The 17,023-nt window shown below is 76.1% G+C and carries 12 protein-coding genes; 6 read left to right on the forward strand and 6 right to left on the reverse strand.

Annotation, left to right across the window (positions count from 1 at the left end; translation table 11 throughout):
• Window positions 1-7 precede the first annotated feature (7 nt).
• Together ACF053_RS22165 and ACF053_RS22170 are read left to right on the forward strand one after the other, a co-directional pair.
• Complete coding sequence (locus tag ACF053_RS22165; RefSeq protein ID WP_391955500.1) at window positions 8-1,048, forward strand: hypothetical protein; 1,041 nt, start codon at window positions 8-10, stop codon at window positions 1,046-1,048.
• A complete protein-coding gene (locus ACF053_RS22170; protein WP_391955501.1) occupies window positions 1,048-2,058 on the forward strand; it encodes a serine/threonine-protein kinase in 1,011 nt (336 codons plus the stop codon). Before ACF053_RS22165 ends, ACF053_RS22170 begins: the two co-directional genes overlap by 1 nt.
• Window positions 2,059-2,220: 162 nt before the next feature.
• On the opposite strand, the gene ACF053_RS22175 is transcribed toward ACF053_RS22170, so the two are convergent.
• A complete protein-coding gene (locus ACF053_RS22175; protein WP_391955502.1) occupies window positions 2,221-3,528 on the reverse strand; it encodes a streptophobe family protein in 1,308 nt (435 codons plus the stop codon).
• Window positions 3,529-3,844: 316 nt separating this feature from the next.
• On the opposite strand from ACF053_RS22175, the gene ACF053_RS22180 reads away from it, so the two are divergent.
• Window positions 3,845-4,930 (forward strand): DUF6777 domain-containing protein, encoded by a 1,086-nt coding sequence (locus tag ACF053_RS22180; RefSeq protein ID WP_391955503.1) that lies wholly within the window; start codon window positions 3,845-3,847, stop codon window positions 4,928-4,930.
• 277 nt (window positions 4,931-5,207) lie between these two features.
• Here ACF053_RS22180 and ACF053_RS22185 read toward each other — a convergent pair whose 3' ends face one another.
• The 4 genes from ACF053_RS22185 to ACF053_RS22200 are packed head-to-tail and all read right to left on the reverse strand — an operon-like array spanning window position 5,208 to window position 9,443.
• The gene (locus tag ACF053_RS22185) at window positions 5,208-6,239 is read right to left on the reverse strand and encodes a LacI family DNA-binding transcriptional regulator (protein ID WP_391955504.1); all 1,032 of its coding nucleotides are present in this window, start codon (window positions 6,237-6,239) and stop codon (window positions 5,208-5,210) included.
• Window positions 6,236-7,162, reverse strand: a complete 927-nt coding sequence (locus ACF053_RS22190) for a carbohydrate ABC transporter permease (RefSeq protein WP_391955505.1) — start codon at window positions 7,160-7,162, stop codon at window positions 6,236-6,238. Before ACF053_RS22190 ends, ACF053_RS22185 begins: the two co-directional genes overlap by 4 nt.
• Window positions 7,159-8,124: a carbohydrate ABC transporter permease gene (locus tag ACF053_RS22195; RefSeq protein WP_391955506.1), complete on the reverse strand. Its 966-nt coding sequence runs from the start codon at window positions 8,122-8,124 to the stop codon at window positions 7,159-7,161. The genes ACF053_RS22190 and ACF053_RS22195 overlap by 4 nt, the downstream gene beginning before the upstream one ends.
• Window positions 8,121-9,443: an ABC transporter substrate-binding protein gene (locus ACF053_RS22200; RefSeq protein WP_391955507.1), complete on the reverse strand. Its 1,323-nt coding sequence runs from the start codon at window positions 9,441-9,443 to the stop codon at window positions 8,121-8,123. Before ACF053_RS22200 ends, ACF053_RS22195 begins: the two co-directional genes overlap by 4 nt.
• 187 nt (window positions 9,444-9,630) lie before the next feature.
• Between ACF053_RS22200 and ACF053_RS22205 the strand changes: the two genes are divergently transcribed.
• From ACF053_RS22205 to ACF053_RS22215, 3 genes are all read left to right on the forward strand, one after another.
• Window positions 9,631-11,676, forward strand: coding sequence for a beta-galactosidase (locus ACF053_RS22205; protein ID WP_391955508.1), 2,046 nt, complete (start codon window positions 9,631-9,633; stop codon window positions 11,674-11,676).
• A gap of 108 nt (window positions 11,677-11,784) precedes the next feature.
• Window positions 11,785-13,347, forward strand: coding sequence for a glycoside hydrolase family 53 protein (locus ACF053_RS22210; protein ID WP_391955509.1), 1,563 nt, complete (start codon window positions 11,785-11,787; stop codon window positions 13,345-13,347).
• A 256-nt stretch (window positions 13,348-13,603) separates the two neighbouring features.
• Window positions 13,604-13,819 (forward strand): hypothetical protein, encoded by a 216-nt coding sequence (locus ACF053_RS22215; RefSeq protein WP_058941881.1) that lies wholly within the window; start codon window positions 13,604-13,606, stop codon window positions 13,817-13,819.
• A 76-nt stretch (window positions 13,820-13,895) separates the two neighbouring features.
• Here the strand turns inward: ACF053_RS22215 and ACF053_RS22220 are convergent, their stop codons facing one another.
• Window positions 13,896-16,784: a helix-turn-helix transcriptional regulator gene (locus ACF053_RS22220; protein WP_391955510.1), complete on the reverse strand. Its 2,889-nt coding sequence runs from the start codon at window positions 16,782-16,784 to the stop codon at window positions 13,896-13,898.
• Window positions 16,785-17,023 lie beyond the last annotated feature (239 nt).

Here is a 17,023-nt window from a genome sequence, read left to right on the forward strand (position 1 = left end):
CGCCCCCATGGCCTCTGCCGCCGTCCCCGCCGACGAGCCGGCCGTCCGGGACTTCCGCCCGACGCACGTGGTGCCGCGCCACGGGATGGCGACGTGGGAGTCGCCGGACACGGCCCGCCCGACGGTACCGCTCGATCCGTTCCTGCCGGTGCGGCTCCTGGAGCGCACGGGCGACTGGGCGCGGGTCCTGTGCGCCAACGGCTGGGCGGCGTGGGTGGACGGGCGGCTGCTGGTGTCCGTGCCGGAGGACCCGCCGGCGGCGGCGCGCGACACCGCCCGGGCCGCCGATCCACGGCCGCTGCTCACCCGGGCGGAGGAGTCGCTGGGCCGGTACCGGCGGGCCGTCGAGGACCTGGCCGCGGGCCGCTCGGACGGCGAGCGGTTCCGCCGGAACACGGGCGGGTTGCGGATCGGGGTGGTCGTCGACGGCGAGGCGATGTGGCTGTACGACGCCGGGCACGAGCGCTGGCTGTACTGCGACGGCTACCGGCTCGCCGAGTACGCCGGGGCGGCCGCCCCGTCGCTCACCCCCTCGGTGGCCCGGCCGGCGAACCCGCCGGTGACCCCGCCGCCGGGCGTGCCGGTGGTGGGCGCGGCGCCCGGGCCGGGCACCGGTCACGAGCCGACGCGCGTGGTGACCACCGGCCCGGCGGCTCCCGGTGCCGCGCCCGAGCCGACGCAGGTGGTGCCGCTACCCGAGGGGCCGGGCGGGACCGGGGGCCCCGTCCGCATCACCGGACCGGGCGCCCCCGCCGACCCGGACGGCCCGCACGGCCCCGGGCACACCACCGGCTCGGACGGCACCGACGGCTCGGGCCGTGCCGACGGTGCGTACGGGCCCGGGCCGGACGCCCAGGCCCGGCGCGCGCCGGACTCGGCGGACGGGTCGGCGGATCCGTCGGCGGCCCGGCCCACCCGGGCGGTCGCCCGGCCTCCCGGGCCCGCACCGGGTGACGGGGGCGGGGACACCGGAGGCGGCAGGGGCGGCGGGACGGCCGACGGGGGACGGGCGGGGACGGACCGGGACGCGCCGGCGGGTGACGGCTGATGGACCCGGACGCGGGGCTGCCCGCCGGGCGGGCCTCGGGGCTCGTGGGCCGGCAGGTCGCCGAGTACCGGATCGAGGCGGAGATCGGCCGCGGCGGCATGGCCGTGGTGTACCGGGCGACGGACCTGCGGCTCGGCCGGACGGTGGCGCTGAAGCTCCTCGCGCCGGAACTGGCGCGCAACGACACGTTCCGCCGGCGGTTCGCGCACGAGTCGCGCGTGGCCGCCGCCATCGACCACCCGAACATCGTGCCGGTCTTCGAGGCGGGCGAGACGGAGGGGCTGCTGTACATCGCGATGCGCTACGTCCCCGGTCAGGACCTGCGGGCGCTGCTGGACCGCACCGGCCCGCTGCCGGTCGCCGCCGCTGTGCGCATCGCGGTGCAGGTGGCCTCGGCTCTGGACGCGGCGCACGCCCACGACCTGGTGCACCGGGACGTCAAGCCGGGCAACGTCCTCGTCGCCGAGGGCACCGACAGCGACCGGCCCGAGCACGTGTACCTCACGGACTTCGGGCTGACGAAGAAGTCCCTGTCGCTGACCGGCTTCACCAGCGTGGGCCAGTTCGTCGGGACCCTCGACTACGTGGCGCCGGAGCAGATCTCCGGGCGGCCGGTCGACGGCCGGTGCGACGTGTACAGCCTCGGGTGCGTGGTGTACGAGACGTTGGCGGGGGCCCCGCCGTTCCGCCGGGACGACGACATGGCGCTGCTGTGGGCGCACCAGTACGACCCGCCGCCGCCGCTGAGCGGGGTACGGCCGGGCCTGGCGCCGGGTGTGGACGACGTGCTCGCCAAGGCACTGGCGAAGGCCCCGGACGACCGGTACGCCTCGTGTCTGAGGTTCGTGACCGAACTGCGGCGGGTGGCGCTGGAGCAGCGGCCGGCCGGCGGGGGCGACCGCGCGCGGAGCCTTCCGCGCGGGGCGCCGCCCGCCGGGCCGCCACCCCCGCCTCCGTCGCCACCGGAGTGGGCGCTGCCGGTGTTCCGCGGCGGCGGCCCCCCGCGGTGAACGGCGCGGCGCCCGGGCCGGGGCGTGAGCGGCCGCCGCCCCGGGCGGGAGAGCCGCGGTCCCGGCGGGTGAGCGGCGCGGTGAGCGGCACCCGAGCGGGGTCGTGGGCCGGGTGGCGTGGGGGGTGGTCGGGGCTGTGTGGCGGGGCGTGGGGGGCAGGGGTCACCCGGAGGGGTGGTCGGATCGGCCGTCCACCTCGCCGTGGTGTCGTGCCCGGGACGCGAGGAGTCCGCCGAGGAGCCCGGCGACCGCACCCCACAGCAGCGCCAGGCCGACGGCCTTCCACAGGTGCGGGTGGAGGGCCACGTGCCCACCGATGTCCTCGACCTCGAAGATGCCGAGCAGGGACAGGCCGAGCCGCGCGTCGAGCCGGGTCAGCGGGACCACGACGAGCAGGGTGAGGGCGAACGCCACCGCGAGGTGCAGCGCGTGCCGCCACGGCCGGGTGCGGGCCGGCGAGCGCAGCGCCGCCACCCATCCGGCGGCGAGGAGGAGGACCGCCGCCACGGGCAGCAGCCACCAGGCGCGCTCGTCGTGCGCGGTGAGCGACCGCACGTCCAGGGTGGTGTCCCGGGGGCCGCGCAGGACCTGGTCGAGGACGTGGGGCATGGGCAGGCCGAACGGCCCGTCGACCCGGCCCTCCCAGGACCCGCCGATCCCCAGGCCCAGGGCGAGCCACGCGACGTTCGGCAGGCCGAGGAGGAGTACGGCGAAGGTGTCGGCCGCGTGACCGCGCGTGGCGGCCACGACCAGCCCCGTGACGAGACCGGCGACGACGTACGCGAGGAGCAGGAAGAGCATCGCGGACGCCGCCGGGCGCACCGGTTCCTGGTAGCGCAGCAGACGGGGCGGGAGCGGCGCGCGCCGGGAGACCAGCAGCGTCACGGCGAGGACGCCGAGCACCCAGAGGAGGCCGTAGAGGAGCGTGACGCCGGTGTCGGCACGGAAGCCGATGGTCGGCGAGGCGTCGAGGAGCTCCCCGAAGAGGTCCGCGGGCGAGTCGGCCGGCAGGAGGTCGGTGAAGGTGTGCCGGGCCGCGGCGCAGAGCACGGCCAGCGCCACCAGCCAGAGGACCGCCGTGGCCGCCGCCCGGGCGAGGAGCTCGTGTGCGGGGACGACGGCCCGGTGCCGCAGCGGCCGGACGAAGCCCGCTCCCAGGGTGAGGGCGCCGACGAGGGAGACGGACAGCGGCACCGCCGTCAGTTCGGCGTCCGTGCGGGCGAGGTCGCCGGCGCCGCCCGCGATCCCGACGTCGCCGCCCGCCGCCATGACGACGACGGCGGCGACGATCCGCGGGAAGGCGCCGCCCGGCAGGGCGGTCGCGCCCGCGGCCCACAGGCCGAGGGCAGCGGTGGCCGCCATCGCGGCGACGGCGGCGAGCACGGCCGCGAGGGCGCTCCCCACCCCGCGCACCGCCAGGCGCGCGACGTCCGGCGGGGTGCCGCGCTCGGCGGCTTGCTGGCTGCTCACGCTGCCACGCTAGGCCCGTCGCGGGCGCCCGGCTTGCGGACGGCACCCGGACGGGGCACACAATGGCGCGGAACGGAAGAAAGGGACGAATGTGACTTCCGACCCCGCATCCGGCCGCCCCACGGGTCCCCCGTCGGGCCCGCTCTCCCACCCCAGCCCCGATCCCTCGGCCACCGGGCAGCCCCCTGCCCCGCCGCCACCCCCCACGGGCGGCGGCGGTCGTGGCGGTGGCGGTGACGGCGGTGCCGGCGGGGGCGCGGGGCGTGGCGCGGGAGGCGGCCCGACCGGCCGCCCCTGGTGGCGGTCCGTCCCGGTGGTGGCCTCCCTGACGGGCGTGGTCGTCGCCGCGGTGGCGCTGGCGGTCGTGTTGTCGCGTCCCGACGAGGCCGAGGCCGCCGTCAACGCCGAGAGCGTCTCCTACCGGCCTCCCGACAGCTGGACGCCCAGCACCGCGACGTCGGCCAACCGCGGCGTCGAGCGGCTGCCGACGCAGCAGCGCCACCAGTACGCGGGATCGGCCCCGGAGCTGTACGGCGGCAGCGGCGACCGCGCGGCCTGCGACGTGGAGCGGCAGATCGCGTACCTGGGGGCAGACCCGGCCAAGACGCGCGCCTTCGCCTCGGTGCTCGGTGTGGCCCCCGAGTCCCTCCCCGAGCACCTGCGCGGACTGACGTCGGTCCAGCTGCGGTTGGACACCCTGGTCACCAACCACGGTTACCGGGACGGCCGGGCGCGGCCCTACCAGGCGGTCCTCCAGGCCGGGACGGCCGTCCTCATCGACGAGTACGGCGTACCGCGGGTGCGCTGCGCCTGCGGCAACCCGCTGGACCGGCCCCGCGTCCAGCGGCCCGACGAGGTCCGGGGGAAGACGTGGCCGGGCTTCCAGAAGGAGGAGATCGTGGTCGTCGTGCCGGCGCCGACGCCCGTGCCCACCTTCACCATCGTCGACGTGGGGAGCGGCAAGCGCACCGAACGCCCCCACGCGGGCCGGACCAGCCCGTCGGCGAGCCCGAAGCGGCCCTCGTCGCCTTCTTCGCCCTCGTCGCCTTCCTCGCCCTCGTCGCCCTCGACGCCCTCCTCACCCCCGGTGTCGCCGCCGACGTCGGAGCCCCCCGCGCCCCCGCCGCCGGAACCGCCGGTCTCGCCCGACCCGCCGTCCCCCGACACGCCGCCGGACGAGCGGAGGGTGCCGGAGAGCCCGGGCGAGACCTCACCCCCGGTCGCCCCGCCCCCCGAGCCGCCCTCCAGCCCCGGTTCGCCGTCCGACCGCACCGAGACGGACACCGGCACGGACACGGACACGACCACGGAGACCGGCACGGGTGAGGACACCTCACCCGATTCGGAGCCGGCCACCGGGCCCGGGGCGGCCGCGGTCGACCTCCCGCGCGGTACCCGCTGACGCGCGACGCCCCGGCCGCGGGTCCCGCACGACGGGGCCCTGCGCCCGGCGGCGGCACGGGCGGACGCACGGCGCGGACCTGGACGACCCCGGCCCCGGGCGCGGCGAGACACGGCGGGGGCCGGAGACGGCCGGGCGCGGGCCTTCCGGGCCCGGCGGGGCAGGCGCGGACAGGCGAGGGCAGGCGCGGACAGGCGGCGGATCGACGCGGACGTACGGCGCAGTCACACGCCGGGACCCGCGCGGCGGCCCGCCGGCCCGCGGGGGTGCGCAGGGCTCAGGCGGACGCGCGGCGGACCAGTTCCGTCGGGAGGATGACCGCCGCCGGGTCCTCACCGCCGATCAGGGCGAGCAGCACGCGGACCATCTCGGAACTGATCCGGTCCCAGGGCTGGCGGATCGTCGTGAGGGCGGGCTCGGTCGCCGTCGCCGCGGGCGAGTCGTCGAACCCGCCGACCACGACGTCCTCGGGCACCCGCCGTCCCGCCCGCTGCAGGGCCGTCAGCGCGCCCCGCGCCATCAGGTCGGACGCGACGAACAGGGCGTCCAGGTCGGGGACGCGGTCGAGCAGCCGGGCCGCGCAGGCCTCGCCGCCGGCCCGGCTGTAGTCGCCGGTCGCGACGAGCCGTTCGTCGAAGGGGACGCCCGCCTCGGCGAGGACCTCCCGGTAGCCGCCGAGCCGGTCCACGCCGCCGGGGGTGTCGAGCGGACCGGTGATCGTGCCGATGCGGCGGCGTCCGAGGGACAGCAGGTGGCGGACCATGCAGCGGGCGCCGTCGCGGTCGTCGGCGGCGACGTAACTGATCCTGGACGCCCCTCCGATCGGCTTGCCGCACGCCACGAGGGGCACGCCCGCGTCACGCAGCCGCTCGGCGAGGGGGTCGCCGGAGTGGCTGGAGACGAGCAGCACCCCGTCGACGTGCCCGGCGGTGATGTAGCGGGTGATGCGCCGCCGTTCGGCCTCCGTCCCCGCGATCATCAGCAGGAGCGGGATGTCGTGCGCGGCGAGGGCCTGGGTGCAGCCGCGCAGCAGGACGTTGAAGTTGGGGTCCTCGAAGAACCGCTCCTGGGGTTCGGTCAGGAGGAAGCCCACCGAGTCCGAACGGCCCGTGATGAGGGAGCGGGCGTGCCGGTTGACGACGTACCCGGTCCGGCGGATGGCGGCGTTGACGGCCTCCTGCGCGGCGGGGCTGACGTAGTGCCCGCCGTTGAGGACGCGTGAGACCGTGCCCCGTGAGACGCCCGCCTCACGGGCCACGTCGTGGATCGTCGGCGGCCTGCGCCTGCCCCCCGTCTGCTGCATGGTCACGACTTTACGGCTCCCGACAGCAGGTCCAGGCTCCAGAACCGTTGGATGAAGAGGAACAGGGCGATCAGCGGCAGCAGCGCCAGCAGCGCCCCCGTGATGACCAGGGTGTAGAGGGCGGGGGTGTTGGAGCCCTGGGCGAGGAGCGTGTAGAGGCCGAGCGTCATCGGGAACTTCTCGTCGTCGCCGAGCATGATGTAGGGGAGCAGGAAGTTGTTCCAGATGGCCACGAACTGGAACAGGAAGATCGTCACCAGCCCGGGAACCATCATCGGCACTCCGATGCGCGTGAAGACGCGCCACTCCCCCGCGCCGTCCATCCGGGCGGCCTCGACGACGTCGGTGGGCACGGCCGCCGCGGCGTGGATACGGGCGAGGTAGACGCCGTACGGGGAGAGCAGCAGCGGCAGCAGCACCGACAGGTAGGTGTCGGTGAGGTCCGCCTCCGCGAGCAGCAGGTACTGCGGGACGGCGAGGATCACCGGCGGTACGAGCACCCCGGCGAGGAGGACCTTGAAGAGGGCTTCGCGGCCGGGGAAGCGGTAGAGCGCGAGCGCGTAGCCGGAGACGGCGGACACGGCGGTGGACAGGAGGGCGCCGAGACCGGCGTAGAAGGCGGAGTTGGCCATCCACCGCCAGTAGATGCCCTCGCGGTAGGCGTGCAGGTCGGTGAGGTTCTCGGTGAAGCCGGTGCCGGGCAGGAAGGTGAAGGTGGAGAAGAGTTCGCGGCCGGACTTGGTGGCGGCGACCACGACCCAGGCGACCGGCAGCAGGCAGTACAGGGCGCCCAGGAGCAGGGTCGCGGTGGGCAGGAGGGCGACGCGGTGGCGCAGCGGGGGGCGCGTCGCGCCGGGCGGCGGCCCCTGGGCGGTGCCGGGGGTGGTGCCGGCGGCGGGGGCGGACTTGCGCTCGGCGAGGCCGTTCATCGAGGTTCTCCCTGGGTGCGGCGGGAGTCGGCGACGCGGAGGAAGCCGAAGGACAGGGCGAGCGTGACCACCGCGATGATCACGGCGGTGGCGGCGGCGGTGTGGAGGTCGCCGTTGCCGAAGGCGTCCTGGTAGACCTTCATCAGCGGGCTCCAGGTGGTGGAGACGGAGTTGGTGAGCGGCTTGAGGGTGGTCGGCTCGGCGAAGACCTGGAGCGTCGCGATGATCGAGAAGAAGAAGGTCAGCACCAGCGACGGCGCCACCATGGGGATCTTGACGCGGAGCGCGATCTGGAGCTGCGAGCAGCCGTCGAGCCGGGCCGCCTCGTACACCTCGGCGGGGATGGACCGCAGGGAGGTGTAGATGACGATCATGTTGAAGCCGGTGCCGCCCCAGACGGCGATGTTCGACAGCGACAGGAACAGCGGTCCGCCGTCGAGCAGGTCGGGCCGCGGCAGCCCCGCCGCGTCGAGGACGTGGAAGAAGGGGCTGACGTCGGGCAGGTAGAGGAAGCCCCACAGGAGGGCGGCGATGACGCCGGGCACGGCGTACGGGAGGAAGATCGCCAACCGGGTGAAGGGGGTGAGGCGGACCCGTTCGGCATCGAGCAGCAGCGCGAACAGCAGGGCGAGGCCGAGCATGGCGGGGACGACGATGGCGCCGTAGCCGAGTACGCGCAGCGCGCCGTCGAGGAGTTCGGGGTCGGTGAGCGCGTCGGTGTAGTTGCCGAGTCCCGCCCACACCTCGCTGCGGGCCCCCTTGCCGAGACCGAGGCCCTTGACCTCGACCTTGTGGAGACTGAGCCAGACCGCGTAGCCGATGGGCAGGGCGAAGAAGAGCAGGAAGAGGACGGCGGCGGGGGCGAGGAAGGCGTACGGCGCGCCACGGCCCCGCCGGCGCGCGCCGGTGCGGCGGGCGGCGGCCGTGGCGGCGGTGGTCGCCCCGGGGGCGGCGGTGGTCACTCGGCGACCTCGAATCCCTGCTTCCGCAGGTCGGCGACGGTGGTGTCGTGGACGGTGCGCAGGGCGGCGCCGAAGTCGGCGCGGTTCTTCGCGGCGCGGGCGAAGGCGTCCCGGAAGGCGGTGTAGGCGACGTTGACGTTCGGGCCCCAGGCGGAGGGGGCGGTGGTCCCCGCGATGGCTGCGGCGCGCTCGTAGAAGTCCGGCTGGTCGGCGAAGAAGTCGGGGGCCTCGGCCAGGGCGCCGCCGGTCTGCGCGGCGGTGGCGGCCGGGTAGATGCCGCCTTCCTTCACGAGGGCGGCGAGGGCGGTGGGGTCGGTGTTGAGCCAGGTGACGAACCTGGCGGCGGCGGCCTTGTGCTTGCTGTCGTTGGTGACGGCGGTGGAGGAGCCGCCCCAGCTGCCGGTGGCGCGGGCGCCGGCGGTCCACTGCGGCAGGGGGGCCATCGCCCACTTGCCGCGGGTGTCGGGGGCGGCGGTGGTCAGGGTGCCGGAGGCCCACACGGCGCTGACCCAGGCGATCTGCTTGCCGGTGTTGAGGGCGTTGTTCCAGGCGGGGGTGTACATGGGCTGGTTGTCGACGGCGCCCTCCTCGACCAGGCCGCCCCAGAACTCCGCGACCTTGCGGGTGGCGGGGTCGTCGATGCCGACCTTCCACGTCTCGCCCTCGGTGGTCCACCAGCGCGCGCCGGCCTGCTGGGCGAGACCGGCGAACAGGCCGGCGTCGTTGGCGGAGAAGGTGGTGAGGGACTTGTCCGGCGCCTTCTTCTTCAGGGCGCGGGCGGTCGCGGCGAACTGGTCCCAGGTGGTGGGGACGGTCAGGCCGTACTGCCGGAAGAGGTCCTGCCGGTAGTAGAACATCATGGGCCCGGAGTCCTGCGGCACGGCGTAGACGGCGTCCGTGCCGAGGGTCGTCTGCTGCCAGACGCCGGGGGCGAACTTCTTCTCGACGCCCTCGACCTCCCGGGATATGTCGGCGAGGACGTCGTTGCTGACGAGAGTGGGCAGGGCCTGGTACTCGGCCTGGACCAGGTCGGGGGCCTGGTGCGCCTTGGCGGCCGTGAGGATCTTGGTGACGAGGTCGTCGCCGGACGCCTGCTTCTTCACGGTGACCGTGATCCCGGCCTCCTTGCCGGGGCCCTCGTTCCACAGGGCCGCGACCTCGTCCATCCCGGGGGCCCACGCCCAGTAGGTGAGGGCGGCGGGGCCCGCCCCGGTCGCCGTCCCGTCGTCGCCGGACGAGCCGCAGGCGGTGAGGGTGGAGGCGCCGAGGAGGGCGGCGGCGGACAAGGCCACGAGGCGGCGGCGCAGCGTGAACGGCATGGATGTTTCTCCCTGACCCGGGGCCCTCCGGGGTACCGCGAGGGCCTGCCATGCTTCTGTGAGCGTTCACAGTAGAGAAACATTCGAGACACTTGTCAATGGTTGTTGCTGTGCGGTTATGTTGGCTTCACGCTCGTCCCCGCGTCTGTGAACGTTCCCAATCCCACAGGATCCAGGAGATCACCCCATGCCGGATGCACCCCGGTCCCTGACACCGCTCGCCTTCGGCGCGGACTACAACCCCGAGCAGTGGCCGGAAAGCGTCTGGCGCGAGGACATGGCCCTGATGCAAGAGGCCGGGGTCACCATGGTGAGCGTCGGCATCTTCTCCTGGGCGCTCCTCGAACCGGAGCCTGGCGTCCACGACTTCGGCTGGCTCGACCGGCTCCTCGACCTGCTCCACGACCACGGTGTGCGCGCCGACCTCGGCACGCCCACGGTCTGCCCGCCGGCCTGGTTCCACCGCGCCCACCCCGACGCCCTGCCCGTCACCCGTGAGGGCGTGCGCCTCTCGTTCGGCTCGCGCGGCGCGATCTGCCACACCTCGCCCGCCTACCGGGCCGCCGCGGCCGACATCACCGAGCGGCTCGCCCGCCGCTACGCCGACCACCCGGCGCTGGCGCTGTGGCACGTCCACAACGAGTACGGCGTCCCCGTCTCCGCCTGCTACTGCGACACCTGCGCCGCCGCCTTCCGCGTCTGGCTGGCCGGGCGGTACGGCACGGTCGACGCGGTCAACGACGCCTGGGGCACCGCCTTCTGGGGCCAGCGCTACGGCGACCTGGAGCAGATCGACCCGCCCCGGCTCACCCCCACCGTCGCCAACCCCGCCCAGCGGCTGGACTACCGGCGCTTCGCCGACGCCGCCATGCGGGAGAACTTCGTCGCCGAGCGCGACATCCTGCACCGGCACTCCCCCGGCGTCCCGGTGACCACCAACTTCATGACGGCGCTGAGCCAGTGCGACTCCGTCGACTACTGGGCCTGGGGCCGCGAGGTCGACCTGGTCACCAACGACCACTACCTGATCACCGACGGCCGGCGCACCCACGTCAACCTCGCCATGGCCGCCGACCTGACGCGCTCGGTGGCGGGCGGGGCGCCCTGGCTGCTGCTGGAGCACTCCACGAGCGGCGTGAACTGGCAGCCCCACAACCCCGCGAAGGCGCCCGGCGAGATGGCGCGCAACTCCCTCGCCCACGTCGCACGCGGCTCCGACGGCGCGATGTTCTTCCAGTGGCGCCAGTCCCGGCGCGGCGCCGAGAAGTTCCACTCCGCGATGGTGCCGCACGCCGGCACCGACTCCCGCGTCTGGCGGGAGGTCGTACGGCTCGGCGCGGACGTGGGCGCGCTGGCGGAGGTCCGGGGCACGCGCACGGAGGCCGACGTCGCCGTGGTGTGGGACTGGCAGTCCTGGTGGGCGCAGCAGCTGGAGTGGCGCCCGAGCGAGGACCACGACGCCCGCGAGCGGGCCGACACCGCCTACGAGGCCCTGTACGACCGGCACCTGACCGTCGACTTCGCCGCGCCGGAGGCCGACCTCGGCGGCTACCCGCTGGTGGTGGTGCCCGCGCTGTACCTGACGACCCCCGCGGCGGGGCGCAACCTGCGCGCGTACGTGGAGGGCGGCGGCACGCTCGTCGTGTCGTTCTTCTCCGGCATCGTCGACGAGCACGACGCCGTGCACGAGGGCCCCTACCCGGGTGCGCTGCGCGACGTGCTGGGGCTGACCGTCGAGGAGTTCTCCCCCCTGCTTCCCGGGGAACGGGTCCGGCTCGCCCCACCGGCCGGCGGGGACGCCGGGGCCGGGGCGGCGCCCCCGGAGCTGACCGGCGACGTGTGGACCGAGTTCGTCGTGGAGCGCGGCGCGCGGACGGTGTGGGAGTACGCCGACGGGCCCGCCGCCGGGCGGCCCGCCGTGACCCGCCACCGCCTCGGCGACGGCACCGCCTGGTACGTGTCGACCCGCCTCGACGCCGACGGGCTCGGCGCGGTCCTCGACCTGGCCGCCGCGGACGCGGGCGTCGTCCCGCGCACCGCACTGGCCCGGGACGTGGAGGTGGTCCGCCGCAGCGGCGACTCCGGCCGCTTCGTCTTCGTGGTCAACCACACCCAGGCGGCGGCCGACGTGCCGCTGGAGGCGCCCGGCACCGAACTGCTCGGCGGCGCCCGCGTCGACGCGGCGCTGACCGTGCCCGCCGGGGCCGTGCGGGTCGTCCGGCTCGACGGCTGACCGACTCCCGGGCGGGCCCCCAGGCGCGCGCCCCACCGACCCCGGCCGGACGCACGAGGGGCGTCCGGCCGGTCCCCCGCCCCCCTCACCCCCGTCGAAGGGACGACGATGTTCCCAGCGAGCCGCCTGACCCGCACGGTGCGGGCCCTGTTCCTCCCCCTGGTCGCGGGCCTGGCCCTGACCGCCGCCCCGGCCCCCGCCGCCCACGCCGCGGCCACGCTCGCCAACCCGGGCTTCGAGTCCGGCACGGCCGGCTGGTCCACCCGCTCGGCGACCGGGCACCACTCCGCGTCGTTCGTCGAGGCCGGCGGGCGCAGCGGCGCGTCCCGGCTGTCGCACTGGGCGCCCACCGCCTACCGGGTGGAGACGTACCAGAGTCTGACCGGCCTGCCGGACGGCCCGCACACGCTGACCGCCTGGGTGCGGTCCGGCGGCGGCCGGCACGCCGCCCACCTCTCCCTGCGCGACTGCGGTGCGCCCGAGCAGCGCACCGACCTGCCGGTCACCCCGGACGGGCGGTGGATGCGGATCGTCACCTCGGTGCGGGTCACGTCCGGCCGGTGCACGGTCGCCATCACCTCCGACGCCCACGCGGGCAGCTGGATCAACGTCGACGACCTGACCCTGACCGCCGGCTCCACCGGCCTGTCCGTGCGGGGCGTCGACGTGTCGTCCCTGAAGAAGAGCGAGGACCTCGGCGGCGTGTACCGCGACGCCTCCGGCACCCCCGCCGACGCGCTCGCCGTCCTGCGCGCGGCCGGCGCCGACCACGGGCGCCTGAAGGTGTGGGTGGACCCGGCGGACGGCTACCACGACAAGGCCCGCGTCCTGGAGACCGCCCGCCGCATCAAGGCCCGGGGCATGCGGTTGCTGGTGGACTTCCACTACTCCGACACCTGGGCCGACCCCGGCGCCCAGACCAAGCCGGCAGCCTGGGCGTCCCACTCCTACGAGCAGTTGCGCGCGGACGTGTACGACCACACCCGTGACGTGCTCGCCGCCCTCAAGGCGCAGGGCACCACGGCCGACATGGTGCAGATCGGCAACGAGACCGACAGCGGCATGCTGTGGCCCGAGGGCTCGACCACCGACTGGTCACGGCTGGCGGGGCTGCTGAACGCGGGGGCCTCGGCCGCCAAGTCGGTCTCCTCCTCCACCCGGGTCGCCCTGCACCTGGCGCACGGCGGGGACAACGCCCTGTACCGGTGGTGGTTCGACGCCGCCACCGCGCACGGCGTGCGCTTCGACGTCATCGCGCTCTCCTTCTACGGCTACTGGCACGGCCCGCTCTCCGCGCTCCAGGCGAACCTGGACGACGTGTCGGCCCGGTACGGCAAGCCCGTCCTCGTCGTGGAGACGGCCTACCCGTTCCGGCTGGACGACGAGGACGGCCACGAGAACATCATCGACCGGACCGACGAGCTGGTCGACGGCTACCCGGCGACCCCGGCGGGCCAGGCGACCTGGCTGCGGGACGTCATGAACGTCGTGGAGGCCGTGCCGCACGGGCGCGGTCTGGGCGTCGTGTACTGGGAGCCGACGTGGACGGCCGTGCGGGGCAACGGCTGGGACCCGGCGGACCCGTCCTCCGGCAACGGCTGGGAGAACCAGGCGCTGTTCGACTACGCCGACCGGCCGCTGCCCGCGATGGCCTGGCTCCGTCACCGCTGAGCCCGACCGCGCGGCCCCGCGGCGACCCGCGCGGCTGCGCCGGCGCTGGGGGCGCGCCCCTCCGGTGACCTGCGCGGCATTCCCTCCGGCGGCCTTCGCCGTACCCCCTCCGGCGGCCGGGTCGGCGTGTCGTCCGGTCCCGGTCGGCGTGTCGTCCGGTCCCGGTCGGCGTGTCGTCCGGTCCCGGTCGGGGAGCGGGGGAGAATTTCCCGCTCCCCGACCGTGACCCCCGGGCGCCTCGGCAGTTGTTCTGGGCATGAAGAAGCGCAGCATGCTCGCCGTGGCGTCCCTGGCCGCCGGAGTCGTCACCGCCCTCGTCACCCCCTCCTCGCACGCCGTCGTCGGCGGCGGAGCCCTGCCCGACCCCGGTTCCCTGGTCGGCTCGGACACCGTCAGCTCCCTGATGGAGGGCGCCACGGACGACAACGCCGACTCCACCGCCCACGCGGGCGGCGAGACCGTACGGCACTGACACACCCCCTCCGCCGCGTGGCATGCCCGTGCCGCGCGGCGGAGCCGTGTCCGGGCCCGGGCGGGAGCGGGCCGGGTCAGCCCGTCTCGTCGCCCGCCGCGGCACCGGACGGCCGGGGTGCCGGGCCGGTGTTGATGACCGTCGCCAGCTGGGCCCGGGACCGCACGTCGAGCTTCTGGTAGATCCGGGTCAGCCGCGCCTCGACGGTCTTGACGCTGAGGTACAGCCGGGCCGCCGCCTCCTGGTTGCTCGCCCCCTGCCCCACCATCCGCGCCAGGCGCACCTCGGCCTCCGTGAGGCGCGCCAGGGCGCCGTCCCCCGCCGTGGCCGCCTCCGTCCGGGCGGGGCTCTCCGCCACCAGGTCGAGCCAGGGCACGGCCCCGGCCCGTTCGAAGACGGCGGCCGCGGCGTGCAGCGCCTGCTGGGCGGCGGAGCGCCTGCGGCGGCGCCGCTCCACCCGCGCCAGGGCGATCAGGCAGCGCCCCTGCTCCAGGACGAGGCCGTGCGCGGCGAACCGTTCCGCCGTCTCCACGAGCAGACCGGCCGCCTCCTCCGACTTCCCGCCCGCCGCCAGGCACTGCGCGTAGGCGCGGTCGCAGCCGAGCAGCACCGTCGTCCGGCCGAGGCGTTCGGCGACCGGGCCGACGTCGGCGAGGAGCGTCTCGGCCTCGTCCCGGGCGTCGTGGGCGAGCAGCGCCTCGGCCAGTTCCTCGTGCCAGCGCAGCATCGACGGGTCGACGCTCCCCTGGGCCCGCTCGCCCTCCCGCACGCGGCGGAGGGTCTCCAGGGCGCCGGCGACGTCGCCGGTCACCAGCTGGACCCGGCCGAGCGCGTAGAGGCTGCGGGAGAGGAAGACGTGGTCGCCCTCCTCGTCCGACGCCTGGGCGCTGCGCCGGGCGTAGCTCGCCGCGCGGGCGAAGGAGCCGCCCGCGGTCTCGGCGAGGGCGAGGGTGTACCAGGCGGGGCCGGGCGACAGCCCCGCCTCCAGGGTGAGGGCGAGGGACCGGTGGGCGTGCTGGAGGGCGGCGGCGCACTGTCCGCGGCGGGCCTCGACGGCGGCGAGGGTGTGGAGCAGTTCGATGGTGTCCTCGACCGGGCCGCGCCGCTCGACCAGCGGGAGCAGGGCGTTGACGCGGTCGCGGGCCTCGGTGAGCCGGTCGTCGAAGAGGGCGTGCCGGATGGTGAGGATCTGTGCGGCGTTGTGCACGCCGAGCGGCCGGTCGGCCGTCTCCAGGGCACGCGCCTCGGCGAGGGTCCGCTCGGCGTCGGGCGAGCCGAGGACGCGGTCCATGCGGGCCTGCTGGGTGAGGGCGCGGGCCGCGGTGTGCCGGTCGCCGACGGAGGTGGCGAGCGCGGCGGACTCGACGGCGGCGGCGCGGGCGCGGACCGGGTCGCCGTCGGCGAGGACGTGTTTGACGGCGAGGCGCAGCTGTACGGCGGCCCGCAGCGCTGGGTGGTCCTCGGAGTCCTCCATGGCGTGGACGTACAGCTCGTCGAGGTCGGTGAGGCCCTGCCCGGCGGTGTCGAGGACGGCGAGCCGGGCCCGTACCCGGTCCTCCGGGGAGGCGTCGCGGGCGAGCAGGTCGGCGGCGGCGCGCACGGCGAGGTCCGCGCGGGCGGCGCGGGCGGCCTCCTCGGCGGCGTCGGCGAGCCGCGCGATGCGGCGGCGGCCCAGGTGGACGGGGGTGGACTCGGCGGCGAGCAGGGCGAGTTCGGCGGCGAGTGCGCTGTTGCCCCGGCGGCGTACGGTCTCCACCGCGGCGGCGACCTCGGCGGCGAGCCGCTCGTCGGGCACGTCGGTGGCGAGCGCCCGGTGCCGTACCGCTTCGACGGGGTCGTCCACGACACGGGCGAGCGCGGTGTGCGCCTCGCTGCGCTCGGTCCAGCAGGTGTCATGGACGAGGGTCGTGGGGAGCAGTCCCGCGGTGAAGGTGACGGCGCCGTCCTCGGTGAGGGCGACGAGCCCGGCGCGTTCGGCGGCGGCCAGCTCCGCCTCGGCGGTCGGCCGGCCGGCGCGGCGCACCAGGGCGGCCGTGGGGCGCAGGGCGAGCGCGGCGAGCAGCAGCGCGGCGCGTACGGGGGGTGGCGCGGGGGCGAGCATGCGCCGGGCGAGGTCGCGGGCGCGCCCGGACAGGGGCAGCGCCTCCGCGTGGTGCACCGGGGTGCGGGAGTCGGCGAGGGAGCGGCCGACGGCGAGGGCGAGGCGGGGGTTGCCGCCGCTCGCCTTGTGGATGCGCCCCGCCATGCGGGAGGCGAGGCGGTGGTGGACCAGGAGTTCGGCGATCTCGTCCGCCTGGAGCGGCGGGACCAGCAGGACGTCGGCCTCGGAGGGCACCCACAGGGCGACGGGCGCGCCGTCGACACCGGCCTCGGGATCGGCGCCGCCGGCGCTCTGCTCCCGCCACGGACCGGTGCCCGGGTCGCCGTAGGGGGCGTCGGGGCCGTAGGGGGCGGGCGTCTCGACGGCGAGGACGCGCAGGTCCGGCGGGGCGAGGTGGAGGGCGAAGCGGAGGAGGTCCGCGCTGTCGGGGTCGACGTGGCGGGTGTCGTCGACGACGAGGAGGACGGGTCCCTTGTCGGCGAGGGTGCGCAGGACGCGGGCGAGGCCGAGCCGCAGGGCGATGGGGTCCCGGCCGGTGTCGGGGGCGGTGGCCTCGCGGCAGAGCACCGCGACGGCGGCGCGCTGGGGTCCGGGGAGGCCGTCGAGCGCGGAGGGCGGCACGGAGGCGACGAGCGCGGCTGCGGCCGCGCCGGGCATGTCCCGGTCGGCGGGTTGCGGGGCGAGCCACAGGACCGTCTCGCCGCGGGCCGTCGCCTCGGCGGCGGCCGCCTGGGCGACCTCGGTCTTGCCGACGCCGGCCGGTCCGGTGAGGACGGCGCGGCCCCGGGTGTGCAGGGTGCGGTCGAGACGGTCGAGGAGGTGCGCCCGCCCGACCGGCGCGGCGCGGTACGGCGTCGTCCTCATGTGCCACCACCCTCCGGCGCGTGGGCCCCGCCCGCACGCGGCGGGCCCCCTGCCCGCGCCCTGTGAGGATACGAAGTAGGGGCGGGGAGTCCAGGGCCGGTGTCCGGCATGTGGACGTCGGGCACCGCTCACAGAACCGGGCGTGGGGGGGGGGGGGGGGCCGGGGGCGGGCGCGGGCCGGGCGGGGGGGGGGTGGTGGTGGGGGGGGGGGAAGGGGGTGGTCAAGGAGAGAGTGAGAA

Source organism: Streptomyces kanasensis (assembly GCF_043077165.1).
Classification (GTDB): Bacteria; Actinomycetota; Actinomycetes; order Streptomycetales; family Streptomycetaceae; genus Streptomyces; species Streptomyces changanensis.